General features: G+C 61.1%; 20 protein-coding genes. 9 read left to right on the forward strand and 11 right to left on the reverse strand.

Going from position 1 to position 21,724, the window contains the following annotated elements; all coding sequences use genetic code 11:
* Positions 1–2: 2 nt before the first annotated feature.
* From B0G82_RS34210 to B0G82_RS34225, 4 genes are all read left to right on the forward strand, one after another.
* Positions 3–1,076, forward strand: coding sequence for an ABC transporter ATP-binding protein (locus B0G82_RS34210; protein ID WP_121310473.1), 1,074 nt, complete (start codon positions 3–5; stop codon positions 1,074–1,076).
* Between the two features lie 67 nt (positions 1,077–1,143).
* On the forward strand, positions 1,144–1,968 hold the full coding sequence (locus B0G82_RS34215) for a transporter substrate-binding domain-containing protein (protein ID WP_121310474.1): 825 nt from the start codon (positions 1,144–1,146) through the stop codon (positions 1,966–1,968).
* A gap of 66 nt (positions 1,969–2,034) precedes the next feature.
* Positions 2,035–2,781 (forward strand): amino acid ABC transporter permease, encoded by a 747-nt coding sequence (locus B0G82_RS34220; protein WP_106277825.1) that lies wholly within the window; start codon positions 2,035–2,037, stop codon positions 2,779–2,781.
* Positions 2,782–2,783: 2 nt separating this feature from the next.
* Positions 2,784–3,440, forward strand: a complete 657-nt coding sequence (locus B0G82_RS34225; protein ID WP_121310475.1) for an amino acid ABC transporter permease — start codon at positions 2,784–2,786, stop codon at positions 3,438–3,440.
* 283 nt (positions 3,441–3,723) lie between these two features.
* On the opposite strand, the gene hpnJ is transcribed toward B0G82_RS34225, so the two are convergent.
* A complete protein-coding gene (gene hpnJ, locus B0G82_RS34230; protein WP_106277829.1) occupies positions 3,724–5,145 on the reverse strand; it encodes a hopanoid biosynthesis associated radical SAM protein HpnJ in 1,422 nt (473 codons plus the stop codon).
* A 630-nt stretch (positions 5,146–5,775) separates the two neighbouring features.
* Between hpnJ and B0G82_RS34235 the strand changes: the two genes are divergently transcribed.
* Positions 5,776–6,117, forward strand: coding sequence for a hypothetical protein (locus tag B0G82_RS34235; RefSeq protein ID WP_121310476.1), 342 nt, complete (start codon positions 5,776–5,778; stop codon positions 6,115–6,117).
* A 174-nt stretch (positions 6,118–6,291) separates the two neighbouring features.
* On the opposite strand, the gene hpnI is transcribed toward B0G82_RS34235, so the two are convergent.
* The 4 genes from hpnI to B0G82_RS34260 form a co-directional block, all read right to left on the reverse strand.
* On the reverse strand, positions 6,292–7,464 hold the full coding sequence (hpnI, locus tag B0G82_RS34240; RefSeq protein WP_121310477.1) for a bacteriohopanetetrol glucosamine biosynthesis glycosyltransferase HpnI: 1,173 nt from the start codon (positions 7,462–7,464) through the stop codon (positions 6,292–6,294).
* A complete protein-coding gene (locus B0G82_RS34245) occupies positions 7,461–7,709 on the reverse strand; it encodes a hypothetical protein (RefSeq protein WP_121310478.1) in 249 nt (82 codons plus the stop codon). Before B0G82_RS34245 ends, hpnI begins: the two co-directional genes overlap by 4 nt.
* A 513-nt stretch (positions 7,710–8,222) precedes the next feature.
* On the reverse strand, positions 8,223–8,900 hold the full coding sequence (locus B0G82_RS34255; protein WP_116144692.1) for a carbonic anhydrase: 678 nt from the start codon (positions 8,898–8,900) through the stop codon (positions 8,223–8,225).
* A gap of 17 nt (positions 8,901–8,917) precedes the next feature.
* Complete coding sequence (locus B0G82_RS34260; protein WP_121310480.1) at positions 8,918–10,231, reverse strand: DUF2254 domain-containing protein; 1,314 nt, start codon at positions 10,229–10,231, stop codon at positions 8,918–8,920.
* A gap of 501 nt (positions 10,232–10,732) precedes the next feature.
* Between B0G82_RS34260 and B0G82_RS34265 the strand changes: the two genes are divergently transcribed.
* Complete coding sequence (locus tag B0G82_RS34265) at positions 10,733–11,677, forward strand: hypothetical protein (RefSeq protein WP_181916929.1); 945 nt, start codon at positions 10,733–10,735, stop codon at positions 11,675–11,677.
* A 180-nt stretch (positions 11,678–11,857) separates the two neighbouring features.
* Complete coding sequence (locus B0G82_RS34270; protein ID WP_106309030.1) at positions 11,858–12,130, forward strand: hypothetical protein; 273 nt, start codon at positions 11,858–11,860, stop codon at positions 12,128–12,130.
* A 36-nt stretch (positions 12,131–12,166) separates the two neighbouring features.
* Here the strand turns inward: B0G82_RS34270 and B0G82_RS34275 are convergent, their stop codons facing one another.
* From B0G82_RS34275 to B0G82_RS34285, 3 genes are read right to left on the reverse strand one after another with little or no spacing between them, the layout of a single operon-like run.
* A complete protein-coding gene (locus B0G82_RS34275; RefSeq protein ID WP_241974953.1) occupies positions 12,167–14,605 on the reverse strand; it encodes a mechanosensitive ion channel family protein in 2,439 nt (812 codons plus the stop codon).
* Between the two features lie 33 nt (positions 14,606–14,638).
* Entirely contained in the window at positions 14,639–15,634 is a 996-nt protein-coding gene (locus B0G82_RS34280; protein WP_121310482.1) for a 2-hydroxyacid dehydrogenase, read from the reverse strand.
* A 46-nt stretch (positions 15,635–15,680) separates the two neighbouring features.
* Complete coding sequence (locus B0G82_RS34285; protein ID WP_121310483.1) at positions 15,681–17,273, reverse strand: TrkA C-terminal domain-containing protein; 1,593 nt, start codon at positions 17,271–17,273, stop codon at positions 15,681–15,683.
* 499 nt (positions 17,274–17,772) lie between these two features.
* Here B0G82_RS34285 and B0G82_RS34295 point away from each other — a divergent pair, with 499 nt between their 5' ends.
* Positions 17,773–18,030 carry a hypothetical protein gene (locus tag B0G82_RS34295; protein ID WP_121310484.1) on the forward strand — a complete coding sequence of 86 codons (258 nt, stop codon included), beginning with the start codon at positions 17,773–17,775 and terminating at the stop codon, positions 18,028–18,030.
* Between the two features lie 178 nt (positions 18,031–18,208).
* Positions 18,209–18,712: a hypothetical protein gene (locus B0G82_RS34300; protein ID WP_116144704.1), complete on the forward strand. Its 504-nt coding sequence runs from the start codon at positions 18,209–18,211 to the stop codon at positions 18,710–18,712.
* A 58-nt stretch (positions 18,713–18,770) separates the two neighbouring features.
* Here the strand turns inward: B0G82_RS34300 and fabI are convergent, their stop codons facing one another.
* Genes fabI through B0G82_RS34315 form a run of 3 tightly spaced genes read right to left on the reverse strand, consistent with a single transcriptional unit; the run spans position 18,771 to position 21,711 of the window.
* Complete coding sequence (fabI, locus tag B0G82_RS34305; protein ID WP_121310485.1) at positions 18,771–19,553, reverse strand: enoyl-ACP reductase FabI; 783 nt, start codon at positions 19,551–19,553, stop codon at positions 18,771–18,773.
* Between the two features lie 30 nt (positions 19,554–19,583).
* A complete protein-coding gene (locus B0G82_RS34310) occupies positions 19,584–20,768 on the reverse strand; it encodes an acetate/propionate family kinase (protein ID WP_121310486.1) in 1,185 nt (394 codons plus the stop codon).
* A gap of 4 nt (positions 20,769–20,772) precedes the next feature.
* Positions 20,773–21,711 carry a phosphate acetyltransferase gene (locus tag B0G82_RS34315; protein ID WP_121310487.1) on the reverse strand — a complete coding sequence of 313 codons (939 nt, stop codon included), beginning with the start codon at positions 21,709–21,711 and terminating at the stop codon, positions 20,773–20,775.
* Positions 21,712–21,724 lie beyond the last annotated feature (13 nt).

The following is a 21,724-nucleotide window of genomic DNA, read 5'->3' on the forward strand; positions in this document are numbered from 1 at the left end:
CGATGACCCATTTAACGTTGCAGGCCGTGACCCGGCGTTTCGGCGCGGCGCATGCCGTCGACAATGTCGATCTGAGCGTGCCCGACGGCAAGCTGGTGTGCTTTCTCGGTCCGTCCGGCTGCGGCAAGACCACGCTGCTGCGCATGATCGCCGGGCTGGAAACGCCGACCTCGGGCACTATCCATTTCGCCGGACGCGACATCACGCGACTGCCCGCGAACCAGCGCGACTTCGGCATGGTGTTTCAGTCGCTCGCGCTGTTTCCGCACATGACGGTTGCGCAGAACATCGCGTATCCGCTGAAGTTGCGCAAGACCGCGAAGGACCAGCAAACCCGCCGCGTGGCGGAATTGCTGGAACTGATCCAGTTGCCGCACATGGCGAACCGGCCCGTCACGCAACTCTCCGGCGGCCAGCGCCAGCGCGTGGCGATTGCGCGCGCGATCGCCTCGCAGCCGAAACTGCTGCTGCTCGACGAGCCGCTCTCCGCGCTCGACGCCAAGCTGCGTGAAGCAATGCAGGTGGAAATCCGCCTGCTGCAGCAGCGCCTCGGCATCACCACGATCATGGTCACGCACGACCAGCGCGAAGCGATGACAATGGCCGACGAAATCGTCGTGATGGAAAAAGGCCGGATTGCCCAGGTCGGCAAGCCGCTCGATATTTATCGCGACCCGGTCAGCGAGTTTGTCGCCGACTTCATCGGCCTCGGCAATATCCTGCCGGTCACCTACGACGGCGCGGGCGTCGTGAGCTTGCCGGGCGGCCGGCGCATCAGCGTCGCGCAACCGGCGCGCGTGCCGGAGTCGAGCAGCGATATCCGTCTGCTGATCCGCCCGGAAGACGTGTGCGTGAAAGCGGCCTCCGACGCGGCGGGTCCGAACCGGCTGGCAGGCACCGTAACGTTTATCCGCGACGTGGGTGCGTCGCTCGAAGCGACCATCGACTGCGCCGGCTTCACGTTGACGGCCGCCACCACGCCGCGCGAAACGCCGGGGCTCGCGCTCGGCACACCGGTGCTCGCGGAATTGCCCCCGCACGCGTGCAAACTGATCGCCGCCCGCGCGCCGCATTGAGCCGCACGCCACCGACCCACGCAAACTCGCCCATTCCAATACCGACATTTTCGACAGAGGACAGACCATGAACCACCGCCCCGCTCACCCGACCCGCACCCGCCGCGTGTTCGCCACGCTCGCCGCGACGCTGGCCTTCACCGCTCTCGGCGCGCTGTGCGCGTTGCCTTCGGCTGCGCATGCGGACGCGCTCGACAACATCGCCAAATCGGGCACGGTACGCATTGGCGTGTTCGAGGACTATCCGCCGTTCGGCTCGATCGGCCCGGACATGAAGCCGATGGGCTACGACATCGACGTCGCCAACCTGATCGGCAAGGCGCTCAACGCCAAGGTCGAACTCGTGCAGGTGACGGGCGACAACCGCATGGCCTATCTCGCCGACCACAAGGCGGACATGCTGCTGTCAGTCGGCCAGACGCCGGAACGCGAAAAGGTGATCGATTTTTCGCAACCGTACGCGCCGTACTACCTCGCCGTGTTCGGCCCGAAAGCCCTGCCGGTTAAGAACGCCGCCGACCTCGCCGGCAAATCCATATCGGTCGCGCGCGGCACGCTGGAAGACCTGAGCGTGACCAAGATCGCGCCGCCCTCGGCGAACATCAAAAGATTCGACGATCCTAACGGCGCAATTTCGGCGTTCCTTTCTGGTCAGGTACAGTTGATGGTAGTCGGCAACGACGTCGGCGCCACGATTCTCGCGCGTCATCCGGCCAACGATCCCGAGCAGAAATTCTCGCTGTTCAGCTCGCCCGATCACGTCGGTTTGAACAAGAACGAGCCGCGTCTGAAGCAGAAAGTCGACGAAACGATTGCCAAGGCCCGCAAGGACGGCACCATGAATGCGATTTCGCAGAAGTGGCTGCGTGCGCCGCTGCCGGCCGACCTCTGAACCTTTTTGCGCGGACCACGCAGCGTGGTCCGCGCCGGAGTTTGACCTCACGATGAGCGCCACGCCATGACCTATGCGTTCGATTTCAGCGGCTTCGGCCTCTATGCGGGGATGCTCGCGCGCGGCGTCGCCGTGACTTTGGGGCTGACGGCGGTCTCGACCGTGCTCGGCGGGATCGTCGGCATTGCCGGCGCGAGCGTGGCGGTGGCCGGGCCGAAATGGGCGCGTTGGGTGGTGGCGAGTTATGTGGAGTTGATCCGCAACACGCCGTTCATCGTGCAGTTGTTCTTCGTGTTCTTCGGCTTGCCGAGCCTCGGCATTCATATCGACGAAGTGCAGGCCGCGATTCTGGCCATGACGGTCAATCTCGGCGCTTATGCCATAGAGATCGTGCGCGCCGGCATCGATTCCATTTCGCGCGGCCAGGTGCAGGCGGCGCAGGCGCTCGGTCTGCATGGGCGGCAAGTGTTTCGCTTCATCGTGCTGCCGCAGGCCATCGCCAATGTGTTTCCCGCGCTGCTGAGCCAGGTGCTGATCGTCATGCTCGGCTCGGCGGTGGTCTCGCAGATCTCCGTGCCCGATCTGACGTACGCGGCCAACTTCATCCAGTCGCGCAACTTCCGTTCGTTCGAGAGCTACTTGATCATCACCGCAACGTATCTGGTGCTGTCGATCGTGTTGCGGCAAATCCTCAACCGGCTCGGCCGCGGTCTGTTCGCGGGCCGTGCGGCGCGCGGCAATGAAAGCGCGCCGCGTAACTGGCGCAATCGCCTGATGTGGCGCGGCGCCCGCACTCTGCCCACGGAGCGCTGATCATGGTCGAATTCACGCTGTGGGACATCGCCCGCAATCTGTTGCTTGCCGCGCGCTGGACTGTGTTGCTGTCGCTGATCGCGTTTGTTGGCGGCGGCGTTGTCGGACTGATTCTGCTCGCAATGCGCGTGTCGCCGGTCGCCTGGCTGCGCCGCATCGTCGTGCTGTATGTGGAGGTGTTTCAGGGCACGCCGCTGCTGATGCAGCTCTTTCTGACATTTTTCGGCTTGCCGCTGCTCGGTGTCGATGTGTCGCCGTGGGTCGCCGCCACCGTCACCTTAACGCTCTACACGAGCGCGTATCTGGTCGATATCTGGCGTGGCTGTGTCGAAGCCGTGCCGCGCGGCCAGTGGGCCGCGGGCGCGAGCCTCGGCATGACGTTCGGCCAGCAGTTGCGCTACATCGTGTGGCCGCAGGCGCGCAAAATCGCGGTGGCGCCGACGGTCGGCTTTCTCGTGCAGGTGGTGAAAAGCACGGCGCTCGCGTCGATCATCGGCTTCACCGAATTGACCAAGACCGGCACCATGATCACCAATGCCGCGTTCCGCCCGTTCCCGATTTACGGCATGGTCGCGATGATTTACTTCGCCATGTGCTTCCCGCTGACGTGGTACGCGCGAGTGCTGGAAAGACGGCAGAAGGTGGGGCAACATCGTTGATGCCTCGCTCCCGCGCATGAACAAAAAGCGGCGACCGAATGAAGCGGCGCCCTCTTTTTAACCGACTTGCTGAGTCATTTGGTTACGACCGGCCGCGTTCGCACGAGTTTTTCGATCACCCGCGATGCCGGCTGCCGCTTTGACGAACACATGCTTTACGCCGACCCGCTCTGGAATGTCGGCTTAGGCGGCAGGATAGCTGCGTAGCTGACCCGTGATGCTTGCGCGACGATCGTACGTTGGTCCAATGTCGAGGCTTCGCCTGTCGCCGCGCACCGGCGCTTCATGCCCTGCGCGAATGAAGATATCTGAAAAACTCTACGCCTTCCTGCAGACGCCGTTTCATCATCTCCCAACTTATCAGCATCTCGCGAACGATTTCCCAGATCTTTGTTGGTCTGAAATAAAAGCGTTTGTAGAATTCCTCGACGCCAAGGTAGATCTCTTCGCGCGACAAGTGCGGATAGCCGATAGTGGAAGCTTGGGTGCCTGTCGAATTGATGAGGGCGATGACCTTCCCTTCATTCAACCATCCGTTCTCGACCGCCTGCTTATGAAGGACGGTTCCCGGATAGGGCGCGGCGAGCGACACCTGAATCGTGTGGGGATTGATCTCTTTCGCGTATTCGATTGTCTTCTGGATCGTTTCGCGCGTCTCGCCGGGAAGTCCGAGAATGAACGTGCCGTGGATCTTGATGCCGAGCTTGCGGCAATCGTCACTGAACTGGCGAGCCATATCCGTTCGCAGGCCCTTTTTGACGTTCACAAGAATCTGGTCGTCGCCGGATTCGTATCCGACGAGCAGGAGCCGCAGCCCATTTTCTTTCATGACCTTGAGGGTTGAATATGGCACGTTCGCCTTCGCGTTGCACGACCACGTCACCCCTAACTTGCCAAGACCACGAGCGATCTCCTCGGCTCTCGGTCTGAGATCCGTAAAGGTATCGTCGTCGAACATGATCTCCCTGATTTCGGGCATGTTGTCCCTGATCCATTTCACTTCTGCGAGGACGTTCTCGACCGAACGCGTGCGGTAGCGATGCCCCCCGACCGTATGCGGCCATAGGCAAAAGGTGCACCTGGATTTGCAGCCTCGCCCTGTGTAGAGCGACAGATACGGATGCTTGAGATAGCCACTGAAGTAGTTCTCAGGCGTCAGGTCGCGCTTGTAGATCGGCGAGACGAACGGTAACTGGTCCATGTCTTCGAGAATCGGCCGGGCCTCGTTGTGCGTGATCCCGCCGTCGGCCAGGCGATAGCTCAGACCGAGAATCGATGCGAACGGGAGGCCCTGTGCGATCTCGCGACAAGTGAAGTCGAATTCTTCACGGCACACGAAGTCGAGTGCGTCGCTCGCGGCTAATGAGCCCTGAGGATCGACGGCAACTTTTGCCCCGATCATCCCGATGAGGATTGAGGGCTTCCGCTGCTTTAAGTGCTCTGCGAATTGAACATCAGTCTGGAACGATGGAGAGCTTGTGTGAATGATGACCAGTTCGTATTGCTGAGCAATATCGAGTGTCGTTTCCAGCGACAGGCCATCCGCGGGAGCATCCACGACGCGGCTATCCTCAATCAGCGCAGCGGGCTGGACTAGCCACGTTGGGTACCAGAATGATCGAATCTCGCGCTTCGTCTGGAAGCGTGAACCCGCTCCGCCGTCGAAGCCTTCATACGAAGGTGCCTGCAGAAACAGCGTTTTCATGAATACCCTCGAAGAGAATAGTCTGCGTGGCCGGGATCAGTCACCCGCACGGACTCGCCGGGCCTCGGCGATGTTCGCCAAGTGTTTCGAAGCCTTCAAAAAGATGACAATGACTGCACAGTTGCCTTGGACGTCCTCGTCTCCTGTGAGCCCCGAGGGTACGGGGTACTGGCGCGCAGCGATTCGCCGCACCATCATATTCTCAGAGCCGCACGACAGTCGACGCGAAGTAGTAAGGCGGCGGCTATAGCTGGGGATCAGGAGGCGGATCAAGAATACTACGTCTTGGAGTGTCGGCAGGGCAAAAAAATTGACCTATTAACCTGCCAGCCGTCGCAGCGCGAATACGTTGGAAGTGGAAGGTGGTATCGACCCGGTGTCGACGCCCAGCTTAGCGAAACACACACTTAAAAGGCAACGCTGTGGCAATCGTAGCCGCGTTTGACGGCATTGGCGATTCATCCTGTACTAGACTATCTCTGCGCCGCCCGAGACTCACCCCGGACATCAAAGGGTCCGGCGCCGCGCAGCACCGTGCCGTCGTCGAATCCCCTACGGAACGGCCAGCGGCAATAGCGACACGGATTCGCGCAATCACAGCGCTTGCTGCTGCAAAGCCGGAGACGAACCATGATGCAAGATCGAGTCAATACAGACGGTGTTCCTCTTGGTAATGGCAAGCACATCAGCCCGACCGAATTTTTGCTGATGGCAGGCTTTCTTACCTATCGTGCTCCGCTGGCGCCGATTGCCGCCCGAGTTGCGGCCCGACGCGTTCTCGATGCCGTGCTCGGGGCAGCGGCAGCTCACGGGTTCGCAGATTCGGACGCGCTCGAGACGATGATGGCGCGCGCCGAAAAGTCAGCGTACATGTGGAGGCTTGCGGAGCAGGCCGCCGCCGCCGTCGGGGACACGGTCGCTTACCTGCACGTGCTTCGATGCGCCGGCGTAACGCTGGAGGTGGACCCGTAGACGCGATCTTCGACGAACGTCCGCGCGTCGGTTCGATAAGACATCCCATCTATAGCAAACAGTTGGTCAGTAGAGGCTATTTGTACATCAGAAGCCACAGCAGCGATGCCGGCACTTCGAAGCAATCCGCCTCCCGCATACCCCAACTTGTGCGCGCGAATCGCTTTTGCTTCATCAATCGATTACCCGTTCGTCCTGAACGGACGACAACAGGCCGTCACTGTCGACTTCAAAACGGAAGCCGCGCCATGTCACACGCGACGACCAGAAACTCGCGACGAATATCGCAAAGGAAACGATATCCCACAGCGGCGACAGCCATAGGTCGCGATGTGCATGACGCAGAACGCGGTCCGACACCAGCTCAAGCGCGAGCCTGGCGCCCATTGTCGCGAGGACGAGTTGCCACGACCACGCGGCGGCGCCGGACAACATCACGGCAAACAGTGCGAATGCGAGCGGGTGAACGAGCACCGACCCTAGATACCCGAGTGGATCGACACGGCGGATCGTGCGGCTCCAACGCAGTTCGTGCGCAATCAGTTGGCGCGCACTGCTTTCAACGCAGGCATGCGCGACCGTGAAAGGCGGAATCGACACCTTTTCGCCGGCGAGCCGCACCGCCTCACCGATCGCATGATCCTCGGCCAGATGCCTGCCGAATTGCTCAAAGCCGCCGATCTTGTCGAGCGTCGTGCGTCGCATCGCGATGGTCTGCCCAAAACACGGCCGCGCGAGGCCCAGTTCCAGCGCAATTACCACGCCGGGAAGGAACTGGTAGTTGGTGGCTTTCGCCGAAAGGCGCGGCCAGAAACCCGCTTCGGGTTTGCCGCAATAAATGCACGTGACGAGTCCGACGCCCGGCTTCTGCAACTCGCCGATAACCTTGCCCAGGTAGTCCGGTGCAACGCTCACGTCGCTGTCAGCGAACACCAGTACGTCGTATCGCGCTTGCGGCATCATGTTCAGGATGTTGCTGATCTTGCGGTTCGGCCCATACAGCCGCGCATCGGCGACCACGGTGATGTGTGCTTCGGGATGCAGGCGCCGCAGGGCATCGACCGTGAGTAGCGCCGGATCCGCCGGGTCGTTCACGCCGAACAGAAACTGCACCGGGCCGGGATAGTCCTGGTGGCAAAAGCTCGAAAGATTGGCAAGCAATCCCCGCTCGTCGCCATACAGCGGTTTGACGATGGTGACTGGCGGATAGCTGCTCGGCACGCACGCCGGGCGCCGGAAAAAACGTCTGATTAGCAAGGCCGCGACGATCGTATAGGCGATTCCGAATACCGCCCCCGCGCCGCACGCCACCGCCATGGCCGCGATCAGAAGACGCACGGCGCTCACGCTGCGTGGCCAGGCAGGAAGTGGAAGAACCTGACGCCCTCGCGTAGGCACCGCCTCGTTGCAAAACGTCGTGCCCGCACACGGCGCGGCGCGCAAAGCACCTGCGCATCGGCGGCGACTGACGCAGGCTGGGCATCAAACTCTACTGCACATGGATCCTCGGTCCTCTCGATGAAAGCAAACGAAGGATCGAAATATTTCTGGAGAATGTCGTACAACGCCGCCTGCAAGAATGAAGTTTTCATGAAGCCTCCCGTAAGCACCGCTAGTGCGCTTACAGTTTTTCTTGACCAATGAAATGCTTGCAAGTAAAAACTCGCTCTGGACGAACTGCGCCGTGTAGATGGAGGTAAAACTAGAGCCCGCCTAGGGAGCGGTGGCTTCGCCGGAGCCCTCCGGGCTTAACTGCGGGACCGTGGTGCCGCCTTCGCTTGCACCGGGAGCGGCGGCTGGCACAATCACCGCCGGCGGGGTCGGCGCCAGCGCAGCGTCGACGAGAAATCCAGTCGACGTTAGGAAAATCACGGCTGACAACACAAAGCCCATTGAGCGTGCCTCCCGGTGCGGGTGACCCGTGCCGACGACCGGGCCATTCGCTTTCTGGCTTTTACATCCTAGACCAAAATAGGCTAGTACGATGCATCATTTCAAACTGGATATCAGCAACGCGTGAACGGCGGTTAACGATCTGGCAACGTAAGCAATACTTTGCATATCGATCCGACTTTACTCCGCGAACCGTACTGCGACAAAACCATTCACCGTGCCCGTGCGGCAAGGCGCTCAATGATCCGGTCAGCCATCGCGCGGTCGATCACTTCGAATGAGCGGCTCGTGCGCAGGTAGGCATACATGTCGCCCGTCGCGATGTCGAACCACCAGCCGCTCAGCACCAACGCCCCGGCAGTGACCTGCTGGCGCACGATCGGATAAGTCATGAGATGCTCGAGTTGCACAAGTACGTTGAGTTGCGACAATTGATCGTGCGGTTTCAGCCTGTCATCGAGTGGACCTTCGTGTTCGAGGCGAAACGCCGCGGTGTTGGCGTGGCACAGCCATTTATCGAGGTTCGGCGTTTTCAGCTTGGCGTTGCGTGTAGACACGGCTTTCATTGCACCGCACCCGGAATGCCCGCACACAACAATATTCGCGACTTTCAACACTAGCACTGCGTACTCGATCGCGCTCGCCTCGGAGAGGTCACCGGTAGACACTCCCTCTGCGGTCGCCGGCGGCACCAGGTTGCCGACGTTGCGCATCGTGAACAGATCGCCCGGATGGGTCGAGGCAAGCAGATCGGGTACAACCCGGCTGTCCGAGCACGTGATGAAGAGCGCGTCAGGCGCTTGCGAAAGCGCGAGCTTGCTGAACTGCTTCGCGTATTGCGGCAGCATTTTCTCGCGGAATTCGACGATACCCATTATGAGTTTGCGCACGGCTTGCCTCCGCAAGGCTAGTTGTTCGCCGGCGAGGCTGCCGAACCTCCCAGCCCTTGCGAGTCAGCGATACGTGCCAACGCCAGGTCCTCCGGAAACGGATGCTTCAATGCAATCGCGCGATCGAGCAGCATCAACTCGACGAGCAACGCGGCATGACGATGCTCCGGCAGCCTCTGGATGAGGTTCTCTAACGCCGCGCGCAGACGCCGCGCGATTTGAATGCTGCCCGCGCCGCACTGTCGTATCTCGCGGAAACTGATGTGCACGAAGTCTTCCCATTTGGGCGTCCACAAGATCACACGCACCCGTCCCGACCCATCCACCATCTCTTCGATGTGCAAAGACCGTTTGCCCACCAGCCGCAATAGCCGGTGCAACTGATCGATCGCAAGCACCGCCGTGGTGGGATCGTTGATCGCTGCCGAAAGCGCTTTCAGCGCAATATCCACCAGGATGCGAAACGCGAACATAGGGTCCTGCTCCATCGTGCGCTCCGTTCCGAAAGCAACGAGCGCGCGCAGCCTGCCGTCGTCGATTGCGCCAGAGTTCCTGTACAAATAGAACAAGGGTTCGCCCATCGCGACGAAATCACCGACTTGCGGCACGAATTCGATGACTGCGTCGGCACGCCTTGCCTTGGCCACCAGCATTTCCAGATTCAAGGCCAGAACGATGCCGGACTTGCCGTGGTGACGAACAATGTGGTCCGGCACGTCTCGCTCTTTATCACGATTCGCGGGAGTCGCTCCGTCCGCAGTCAGGGCTGGATAAACGCTCTCGATGACGGCGATCCCTTGCTCTCCGACGCGAGCCACAAGACTCACGGGACGCAGAAATTTCGCGGCGTAATCAATCAGGAAAAGGAAAGCGACGACCGAAGCGAACCCAAATAGAGCCGCAATGAACAACTGAAGCTGGTGTACCTCATTTTCCCCCATCCACGCCAGCGTTCTATTGGCAAACAGCAGTGTGAAAACGAATAATCCCGAGATGCCACGAATGATGTTGTCGCGCAGCAGTGTCGTCGCGATGATCCGCGGGGTGTACTGACCGCCAGCGACCTGGATTGCGACGAGCAGCGAACCGAACGTAAACACCAGAAACGCCATGTCTGCGGAAACGATGTCACCGAGCAACGACCGCGCGCCAGTCATGGACAGCCCAAGAAAGCCGGTCTTAGGATCAAGGCTCCCCTGCCTGATCATCCACCTGCCCACCATTTCGGTCGCAGGCTTCACCACGGCATAGATCGCGACGGCGAAGAGCGGCACGGTCCACAGCGAAGATCTCAGATAGCTCTTCAAACTGTACCAGCGATTCCAGCCCATGCCTGCTATCTCCCTACGATTCATATTGCAGCGGACACCCGTCGGTGTCCAGTCCAGCGCTGCGGGAACGTCCATGACCTCCGTCTCTAGCCGCGGAGCGCGGCCGGCGGACACGTGAACCTCCCTGACACAATATGTTCCCTGAACTTCAGGCCGGTCAATGAGACCTTAGGCCCACAGGATAGGGACGCCTGGCTCAGCTACCGTAATCGGCACCGAAATCTATCGGCTCGTTCAGCGATACAATTGGGCGGGCTTCGATGTAGCCTGCTCCTGGTGCTGCGAACGGTTGAGCGGTCGTGACGCGCCAGGTCGGTTGTCTCGAACTATTGTGCTGGCACGGAATGGCGGTCTCGTGGAAGACAAGCAGAACGATCTAACTGACAGGAGTGTGTCATGCTCGTTCGGTACGCTGTGTGGCAGGTTGCAATTGTGCGGGCCATGGCGAGGTCGCTTGAAATGCCCGCGCTCCCGGCGCGTCGGCCCCGCCGCGCAGCATGGATGTGCGGCGCTCTGACCTTCGCCCTGCTGCCGTGCCCGTCGAATGCGCAGACCGCGCCGAGCCAACCGCCGGGGAGTGCCGTGGTCGGTGGAAATGTGAAGCAACATGCCAACGCTGTGCTCTCCATCATGACCTACACAACAGTGCCCGACGTTACGACCAGTAACCTGTCGGTCAATAACGGCACTACGGGCAATCCCGGCTTTGGTCAGACGCAGTTCGGGGGCGGCTTCACTATCAGCAAGTCGTTCCCGTTGTACATGGAGGGCACGCTCGCCTATAGTCGTTACGATCCGACCTTTGTGGCTACAGAGGGCGCGGAGCAGCGTCCGGTGCCGACACGATGGAACACTTTCAGCGGCACGGTGGGCCTCGGCTGGGATTTCCGGATCACAAATGAACTGGTGTTCCGTCCGATCCTGAACGGTACGATCGGACGTGTTTCAAGCGATCTGAAGGTGGGGCAGTCGATCTTCAATCACGTCACTGATCGCAATCTACAGTTTCTCGAGAATGGCTCGCTGGACGCGTACGGCTACGGTGGCTCACTCATGCTCGACTACGAGCATTACCGCGAAAACTACGAAATCGATGCCGAACTGCGTGCCACCGACATCTACCTGCGCAGTTTCGGCGGTTCATCGGAGGCAGTTCAGGGATCGGCCATGGCGCAGCAACTGAGCCTGTGGACACGCTGGCGGGCCCCCACCGGCTGGCACGCGCTGGACCGGCCGATCCGCTATGTGCTGGAAGCCGCGTACTCGCACTATTATGGCGACAGCGCCGGCGTGCTGGGGTTCAATGACCTCACGTCGTTGGGAGTCGGGCTTGAACTCGATAGCAGCAGGTATCCCATCATCATCACGCGCACGCGCGCGATGGTGCGGTACGTGTTCGGACACAACGTGCATGGCGTTTCATTCGGGTTTGCAATGAGTTTCTAGCTCTTTTGGACGGTCGCCCTCAAATCCCGGTTTGTCAGCAACACGTTGCGAGCGGCTGGCCGACTCCGCACAGCGTGCAGGCGGCCCAACCCGCCTCATTGGACCAAAGTCCTATATAACATCTCGCTCAATCTGTATAGGCTGAAGTCCGCTGCCTGGCAGACCAACGCGGAGATATTCATGAAAAGCACCATTGCGGCCGTCATTACGGCTTCCGCTGCACTGTTGTCCCTTCCTGGCGCCTGGGCGCAACAAAGTTCCGGCGCGAGTTCATCGACAGCCTCTCAACATCCTGATGAGATCGTCAGGATGCACCAGCAGGTTGCCGCAGCGAATCGCGAGTACAACCGTGAGGTCGCGGCCGCCAAAAAAGTCTACGACCACAAGAAAGCGGAAGCGAAAAAGAAGCGTGACACTGCGGTTGAAGCCGCTCAACACGGCACGAGCCAGTAAAAGTATTCTCTTTCTCAATGGCTCACGTACCGCATCTTAAAGACGTCCGGTATCGCTACCGGGGGAATTGATGGACGATCTGGAACCTGTCTGGACCACGGGCTGAGTTGCGGGCGGCTCCTTGAGCACCCGCGGTTCGACTGGCATGGTACTAGCCGGACTGCGCGCTACCTCACTGTTCGCGTCGTTCGTTTGCCCGCTGTCGTCCTCGGCGTCCTCGTCAGACTGCGACCATGCATTGGGCCCGTTTGCCGGGGTATGAAGCCGCATATGCGGTACAGGAATTTCAATACCCGCTTCATCCATCTTGCGCTTGAGTCGAGCGTTAAAAGCGCGCGCCACGCTCCACTGTTGCAGCGGCCGTGTCTTGATCTGCCCTTTCACGACCATCCAGTTAGCCTCGAATCGGTCTAGCCCCCACACTTCGACGGGCGCAAGTATTTCGTTGCGCAGGCGAAAATCTTCCTGCAGATCGGCGCCTACTTCCACAATCATGCGTGTGACGTCATCGAGTTCAACGGCGAAGGGCACCCGCACCTCGAACACCGCGTTGGCGAAGTCGCGCGAGAGGTTCTTCACGATCTTGATCTGCGAGAAGGGAATGGTGTGAACCGCACCTTGTCCGTCGCGCAAGCGGACCGTGCGGATCGTCAGATCCATAACGGCGCCAGCGTGGCTGCCGTCAATCTCAATCCAGTCGCCGACCGAGATCGTCTCCTCGATAATGATGAAGAGGCCCGTGATCAGATCGGTAACGAGTGCCTTCGCACCAAAGCCGACTGCGAGACCGATTACGCCCGCACCCGCAAGGAGAGGTGTCAGATTGACGCCCAGAGTGGCAGCGGCAACGATGGCAGCGAGCGTCACAACCGTCACGGAAACAGCGTTGCGTACGAGCGGCAACATCGTGCGTGCCCGCACGCTGGGATCGAGTGCTTTGTTCCGCGAACTGCTCGGGCCCAGCGCGTTGAGGATTGCGGTATCGCAAAGTATCCATATGAACCAGGCGCAGAAAACCGTCGCGATCACTGTAACCAGCGCGTGCTTGAAACTGGGTGTCATCGTGCCGTGCTTGATCATCCGCGCAATCGGACCGCTCCACAGGTCCAGTTCGAATTGAATGAACGCGAGCCACATCAGAAGAACGAGTAGCGTGCTCGCGAAGCGCAAGAGTCGCATCAGATGCGGCGCGCGGCGATGTGCGCGGGTGTCCCTTCGACGCGTCAGGTGCATCAGCAGCGCCGACACGAACAGCGTGAGCACGAGTAACAACGCACTGAGAAGCGACGGCCGCAAAACGTTTTCTTCCGAACCGCGCGCGTCGATAATCGCAACGACCGACGCGATCGCGATTAAAAGGATCGGGATGTGCCACAGCGATGCGAGGATATCGAGCGCCTCCGTGGCGAGTTTGTGGTCACGCCTTCCCGCATACGGGCGATTGCGTATCAGATGCGTGACAGGCCGGCGGTAAGCGATTGCGAAATAACCGATCAGGACGGCCGCTGCCACGTTTGCGGATGCCGATACGAGCCCGGCGAGATTCACGCCGAGCAGGCCCGTGACGTCTGGATTGGCCGTCGCGTCGCCGAGCGCGCCACATGCACCGATCGCGAACAGCGGCCAGCGGCTTTGCGCGAGCAACTGGTGAACCGCGACACGCCGGTGGGCCGTATTGAACGCCGAGAACACGATCAGGCAGAGCGCCGAGAAAATCGAACCGGCGACTATTGTATAAACGATCAAAAGCCCTAACGTGCTGCCCAGCGCGTCAGGCATTCCTCGCGTGAACAACGCCACCGCCACGAATGCGACGATCCATGGCGCCGTGCGCCAAAATGCAAAACTCAAAAGTTCGAATGAAGTTGGACTCGGTTCGAGCGTGACCTTCCAGCCATAACGTGCACTGACGCTCCGCCGGAGATAGATCAACAGGCCAGCGCACGCGGCCCAGCCCGCGAGCGTCCCGATCAGGCCAAGCAGGACGTTGCCGAACGACTCGCCGCTTGCGCCTCTGAGAATGGTCCAAAAATCGTTGGCCGCCGCGCTCGCACGAGCCGCCCAGTAATGCAACGGTGTGCGACCCTCGCTCAGATCCGTCTCGACAGACGCAATGCCTGAGGCAATCGCGCCGAGCAGATCGCTGTTGTCCTGTGCTGACGATGCCGGCACCACGGGTGCGGCACTTTGGGTACCCGCACGAAGCCCCTTCAACTGGCCGACCAGCGCTTTGCGCTGTGGGTCGCTCTCGAGCGTGCCGATCAGGCTGTCCAGCGAGCGCGCCAATTCGGCCTGACTCGCGAGCGTTGGTGTCGATGCAGCCTGCGCCGCCGAGGCGGCCGGCGCAGAGCCACCCGTCGCATTGTCGACGAGGTTTTGCAACCCGGATGGCAACGCGGCGGCCGCCGGATTGATGAGCGCCGCCGACAGAACGAGGAAGCCTGTCACGCTCAGCCATAAGCGGGCGAAACTCACCCGCCCGCACGTTACGTCCGCAGAGGGTTGCATTCAGCTCGCGCTAATCTGGTTCGAAAGCGGCTTGCCCGTCTCAAACTCCGTGACGCTTTGCAGGGTCGTTGCGCAGATCGTCGTGACAGCCTCGCGCGTGAGAAAAGCCTGGTGTCCCGTCACGATCACGTTCGGAAAAGTGATGAGCCGCTGCAGTATGTCGTCCGCGATGATGGTGCCGGACAGGTCGCGAAAAAACAACTCTGCCTCCTGCTCGTACACGTCGATCGCAAGACCGCCCAACTGGCCGCTTCTCAGCGCGGCAATCACCGCCTCGGTGTCGATGAGCGCGCCGCGGCTCGTATTGATCAGCAGCGCGCCGGGCTTCGCGCGCGAAAGCGTATCGGCGTCGATGACGTGATAAGTCTCGGGGGTAAGCGGACAATGCAGCGAGATGATGTCCGCGCTCACGCCGATTTCTCCCGGCAGCGCGTAACGCGCTCCTAACGCCTCGAATTCCGGCGACGGAAACCTGTCATAGCCGATCACGTTACAGCCGAACCCCACCATGATCTTACCGAAGACGCGCCCGATCTTCCCTGTGCCGATGACAGCGACCGTCTTGCCGCACAAGTCGAAGCCCATCAGGCCGTCGAGAGAAAAATTGAAATCGCGCGTGCGATTGTAGGCGCGGTGGATCTTGCGGTTGATCGCCATCAGCAGCGCGACAGCATGCTCGGCCACCGAGTTCGGCGAGTAGTCCACCACGCGAACCACCTTGATCCCGAGGCTGTCCGCCGCTTTCAGATCGACGTTGTTAAACCCGGTGCAGCGCAAAGCGACAAGCTTCGTGCCGCCCTGCTTTAGCGCCTGAAGTACAGGCGAATCCGCGAGGTCATTGACGAAGATGCATACGGCGCCGTGCCCTGCGGCGAGCCCGGCCGTCTCGACGTCGAGGGGCACGTCGAAGTACTGAAGACGGTGGCGGTGCGCCGCGTTCGCGGCGTTGAGATACTCGCGGTCGTAAGGCTTCGCGCTGAAGACGGCTATGTCCATCGAGGGCCTCCGTGGCTGGTCGAGGTTCGGGGGTTCGGCCGACGCACTATCCGCCCGTCAGTAGCACGGCAACCTGCACGAACAGGATTTTCACAATGGTCATCGACGGGAAAATCATTGCGTAGCCGACGTCGGGCCGATCGGTCGGCGCGACACGGTTAGCGAATGCGAGGATCGCCGGATTACCCGTCGCGCCGCTGATGACGCCCACCGTCATGTCGAACGGCAGCCTGAAAATCCATAGGCAGACAAGCGCCGTAACGACGACGAGCGCGAGAAGGATGGCGACGCCATAGAGCAGAAACGACACGCCCGTTACGCCGATGGTCGCGAAGAATTTTGGGCCAGAGGTAATGCCCACCTGCGCAAGGAAGATAGTCAGACCGAAGTTGCGCAGTACCAGATTGGCCGAGAGCGGCATCGTCCAGACGAACGGCCCGAAGCGCCGCACGCGGCCGAGGACGAGCGCCGTCAGGAGGAGCGCCGCGAGCCCGAGCGCGAGCTTGCCGACCCCCGGAATCGTGAGCGGAATCGCGCCCACCAGGAGGCCCAGCGCCGCGCCGGCGCCAATCGAGATGAAGTTCAGCTCGGCCGTGCCCTTGATGGAATCGCCGAATAGAGCACGAATCGGCTTGAGGTGCGCGCGATTGACGAGCACGCCGACCCGGTCGCCGAATTCGAGGACGAGCTCCGGGTTCGGCATGAGGTCGGCGTCGCCGCGGCGCACGTGTGCGATCGTGCAGACGACGCCCTCGGGGAAACGGATGTCGCGCAACATGCTTCCGACCACGCGCCGGCTCGACGCGAACACACGCGCGTAGTCGAGATCCTCCCGATGGCTCGCCATGCGGCCGGGCTGCAGTTCGCCGGACATCGAGGTGGCCTCGCGCAGCACGGCGGGGTCCGTGGCGGTGGCGAGAAGGACATCGTCGGCGGCGAGGACGAGATCGTCGGCGGGCGGCCGATTGCGGTGGTCGCGGCGAACCGCGGCGATCCCAAGCCCTGACGGCATGCGTGCCGCGAACTCCGCCAGCGTCACACCGATGAACGCCGGATTTCTCAAGGCGATCTCGGCGGTCTCGACGAGCTTGGGCGGCGGCCGCGCGATGTTCGGCTTGAGCAGTGCGCTAAGGGCATACAGGAAGAGGATCGGCCCCGCGACGCCCACCGGATACGCGACGCTGTAGCCCACCGTCGGGCCGTCGCTCTTCATGGCGGCCATCGCGGCTTGCAGGCTCGCGGTGCTGGTGCCCGCGCCCGCGAACATGCCTAGCGCCTCCTCCAGCTTCACGCCGAAGAGCGGCACCAACGCAACGGACACAAGCCCGCCGATCACCACCCCGAGCACCGCGGCCGCATTGGCCTTGAGGCCCTCGATGCTCGTCAGGCCCTTGAAGAACTGGTCGCCGTACTGGATGCCGATGCCGTAGAGAAAGAGCAGCAGCCCGAGCGTGCCGAGCAGCGCGGGCGGTGCAGCCTTGGGCGCGAAACCGCCGACGGCCAACCCGACGAACAGCACCGCCCCGGCGCCGAGCGACACCCCCTTGATGCTGATCTCGCCGACCAGATAACCCAACGCGACCGTCAGAAACAACGTGAAGAGCTGCTGGGTTTCGAGCAATGTCCTGAGTGCATCCATAACAGTTCCTTTCGAGGCACAAGGACGCTGCGGTGTATCGAACCGCCGCGCCTGGGTCGCTCCACCCGCTTGACGCTCGTCCGGTCACATTAGCTGGGATTGAAGCTTTTCGACTGTCTGAAGGCGAAATTTCAATCTAGGTTTAAAGGCCTGGAATGACAATACGACCATGGTCCGATGCCTTAACGGCAGGCGCAGACTCGTAGCTTGAACTACGATGGTAAGCGGAGCCAGAGCATTAATTTGGGTAACGAACCATCAAGTCGGTGCTTATTATTCAGGGACGTCAAACCAGACGTCGAAGCGAAGAAGTACGAGCCCGACATCCGCGCGGCGCTCGCGGCGCCAACATCCAGAAGTTTGAAGCGCTTGCTGCCACGCGCCTGCGTGTCGTGCTGATCGATGCGTCCCGGTTCGACACTGCGGCCCCGAAGGCGGCCGGCGTCCCCGCAACCCAGTCCTTCAGCAGCGGCCCACGCACCCTACTGGAGGTCATGCCATGTCTAAATTGAACCGTCGATTCACCGGGCTTGTAGTCGCAACGCTTCTAACGGCTTCGACGGGAGCGTGCTGGGCGACGGAGCAGGCGCAGCAACGCCGCGCCGGACGCGATGTTCGCCAGGACACTCGCCAGGGCGCGCGACACACCAAGCAGGATTGCCGCGCCGCCAATCAGCAAAGCAATTCGCAATGCCGGCAGGACAAGCGACACACCAAGGAGCAGGGACGCCAGGCGGCCCGAAACATCAAGTACTGAGTCTCGGTCGATGCCCGTCACCAAACTGAGCGTCGTCAGATTACCGCAGCCTCGTTGTTTCGAGCGTAGCAAGCACGTCCGATAGCAACCCATGCCTGCATTCGTCTGTTAAGCGCGGCGCGAATGTTCGGTGAGAACAGAGACTGTCAGGTCTGATCACCCGTACCGGAGCACTCACATGCTTAATCGACTCGCATTTTTAACGGCATGTACCGTGGCGCTGTTTCTCGCGGCTTGCACGGAACCGCACCGGCAGGTCGAGGCTGGTGCGGACCAGTCCGTACTTATCGGCCGGTTGGGTCCGCCCAAGGAAACTTACGATTTGCCGAACGGCGGCAAGCGGCTGATGTGGCCGACCCAGCCCATGGGTACGACGACTACCGCAGCCGACATCGACGCTTCCGGCAAGGTGCTGGGTGTTCGACAAGTACTTCAGGACAATGAGTTCCATCGCGCGGAGATAGGCAAGTGGACCCGCAACGACGTGCTCGTCAATTTTGGCCGCCCCTTCGAAACCGCCTACTTCAAGCGAACGAACCGGGAGGTCTGGTCATACCGGTATCTGGAGAACAATATCGACCATCTGCTTTACCACTTCTACTTCGATGATCAGGGCATCTTGCGGCAGACGCAGAGACAGCCCGATCCGAGATTCGATCCCAGCATGCGCAACCGGTTCTAGCGGCAAACCGATCATCTCTGCCAGGTCGATGCGTTTGAGGTTAACCGCATCGATCGGATCACGCCATGATGTGGACCCCTCCATCGACATATAACGTCTCACCCGAGAGACGTCGCGCATACGGCGTCGCGAGAAAGGCACAGGTGAAACCAACGTCCATGATGTCGACCAGCTCGCCGAGCGGTGCGCGCTCGGCCGCTTCTGTCAGCAGAAGGTCGAAGTCCTTCAGGCCCGATGCCGCACGCGTCTTCAACGGGCCCGGCGAGATCGCATGTACGCGGATACCCTGCGGTCCGAGTTCATAGGCAAGATAGCGCGCGCAAGCTTCGAGCGCAGCCTTGACGGGGCCCATCAGGTTGTAGTTCGGGACGACCTTGTTCGCACCGTGATAGCTCATGGTGAACATCGATCCTCCATTTTTCATCAAGGGTGCGGCAAGCCGCGCCATGCGCACGAACGAATGGCAGGAGATATCCATCGCGGCGCCAAACCCTTCAGACGAACTGTTGAGCAGCCCTCCCTGAAGGTCGGCCTTCGGCGCCCACGCGATGGAATGCACCATGAGGTCCAGCTGATTCCATTCACTCGTGATCCGCCCGAATACTGCTTCCAGCTCTTTCTGGCTCGACGCATCGAGCGGCATGAAAATCGGCGCGTTAAGACCGGTGGCAAGCGGTTCGACATGGGGCTTCGCCTTTTCATCGGCGTAGGTAATGGCCAGCTCGGCGCCCAGTTCGCGAAACGCCTTTGCGCAGCCATAAGCGATCGAGTGTTCGTTCGCAATACCCGTCACGAGCGCTTTCGCGCCTTGCAGAACAGGCTGTGGATGATCCAGACTCATCACAAGATCTCCTTACACTCTTACGCTCGTTCAGTGAGCGCCAATCAGATTACGGGTGTGCCGCGCGATCATCAGTTCCTCGTTGGTGGGAATGACCCATACGCCGACCTTGCTCGAAGCAGCACTGATGCGTGGACCGTCCGCAGCGTTTGCGTTCTCGTCAAGTTCGATGCCACACCAACGCGCCTTTTCAGCGACCCGCCGGCGGATTTCCGCCGACCGCTCGCCGATGCCGGCCGTGAAGACCAGTGCATCGAGTCCATCGAGCGCGGCCACGAGCGATCCGAGTTCGCGCCCGATCCGGTACGTGTACAGCTCGATCGCGAAACGCGCGCGGGCGTCGTCGCTCGCGAGCAGAGTGCGCATATCGCTCGATATACCGGACACACCCAATAGACCCGAGCGGCGATACACCAGGTCTTCCACCTCGCGCGCGTTCATGCCCAGTTCGTCGAACAGATACAGGATGACGCCGGGATCGAGATTGCCGCAGCGCGTGCCCATCGGCAGTCCGTCTACAGCGGTGAAGCCCATCGTGCTCGCGACGCTGCGGCCTCCCAACATGGCGCACATGCTCGCGCCGTTGCCCAGATGCGCGACCACGGTGCGCCCATTCGCGGCCTCCGGTGAGATGTGCGGCAACGCTTTCGCGATGTATTCGTATGAAAGACCGTGGAAACCATAGCGCCGCACGCCTCGCGACGTAATCGACTCGGGCAGTGCGAAGGCGTAAGCGAGTTCCCCTTGGGTTGCGTGGAATGCGGTATCGAAACAGGCCACCTGAGGCATCGCCGGATTCTGCGTCGCGATGATGCGAATCGGCTTCAGATTGTGGACCTGATGTAACGGCGCCAGTGGTGCAAGCTTGTCGAGTTCGTCGAGTACTTCGGTGGTGGCAAGCGCCGGTTGCGTGAAATGCCGGCCTCCATGCACGACGCGATGCCCCACCGCGATAAGGCGATTGCCGCCGCGATGGCTGCGCAAGAACTCACCGATATAGGCAATCGCGCTTTCATGTTCGAGCCGTGCGGCAGCGCCCCACTCTTTGACGCCGAGTTGTTCGCCGGACTGGTCGAACGCCAGGAACCGGGGCGCAGAGAAAAGGCCTTCGATCTGGCCACGCAGCACCAGCGCCAGATCCTGCGACTCGGCATCGAAGGCGCTGAATTTGATGCTGGACGAGCCGGCATTGAGTACGAGAATGACATCGGCCATCGCTTCACCCCATGAGTCTGGCTTCTTCCTTGCGCATCCGCGCCACCATCGACGCGACCGCACAAGACGCTAGCCGCGTCCTGACCGAATCCGCGCGACTCGTCAGAATGATCGGCACGCGCGCGCCGAGCACGATGCCCGCGGCATCCGCGCCCGCAAGAAAAGACAGACTTTTTGCCAGCATGTTGCCCGCTTCCAGATCGGGCACCATAAGCACGTTCGCGCGGCCGGCTACTGGCGAGTCGATCTTCTTGGTTCGTGCCGCTTCGAGATCGATTGCATTGTCGAGCGCAAGCGGGCCATCGACGAGCGCGCCCGTGATCTGATGGCGGTCGACCATCTTGCACAAGGCCGCGGCCTCGATCGTCGATGGCACCTTCGGACTCACTGTTTCGATCGCCGACAGGATAGCCACGCGCACCTCAGGCATCTGCATCGCGTGCCCAAGATCAATGGCGTTCTGCAGAATGTCGACTTTCTCCGCAAGTGTGGGCGCGATGTTGATGGCTGCGTCCGTGATGATCAGCGCGTTCTCGTGCCCAGGCACGTCCATCACGAAACAATGGCTTACCCGGCGCGCCGTGCGCAGCCCCCGCTCGCGGCTCACGACCGCACCCATCAGTTCGTCCGTGTGCAGACTGCCCTTCATCAGCGCCTCCGCTTTGCCTTCGCGCACCAGTTCGACTGCCTTTGCAGCGGCGGCGTGACTGTGCGGTGCATCGACGATGGTGAAGTCCGCGATGTCCAGGTTCTCTTGCGCGGCGATCGCCTGGATGCGCTGCTGCGGCCCAACGAGAATCGGTATGATCAGCCCAAGCTCCGCTGCCTGAACCACCCCTTCCAGCGAGCTTCGATCGCATGGGTGCGCCACTGCGGTGATGACTGGCTGTTGCGTACGGCAAAAGTCGATGAGCCGTTGATACTTGTCATGCTCGCGGTCCATGAGATCTCCTTCG

It is taken from the genome of Paraburkholderia sp. BL17N1 (assembly GCF_003634175.1).
Taxonomy (GTDB): Bacteria; Pseudomonadota; Gammaproteobacteria; order Burkholderiales; family Burkholderiaceae; genus Paraburkholderia.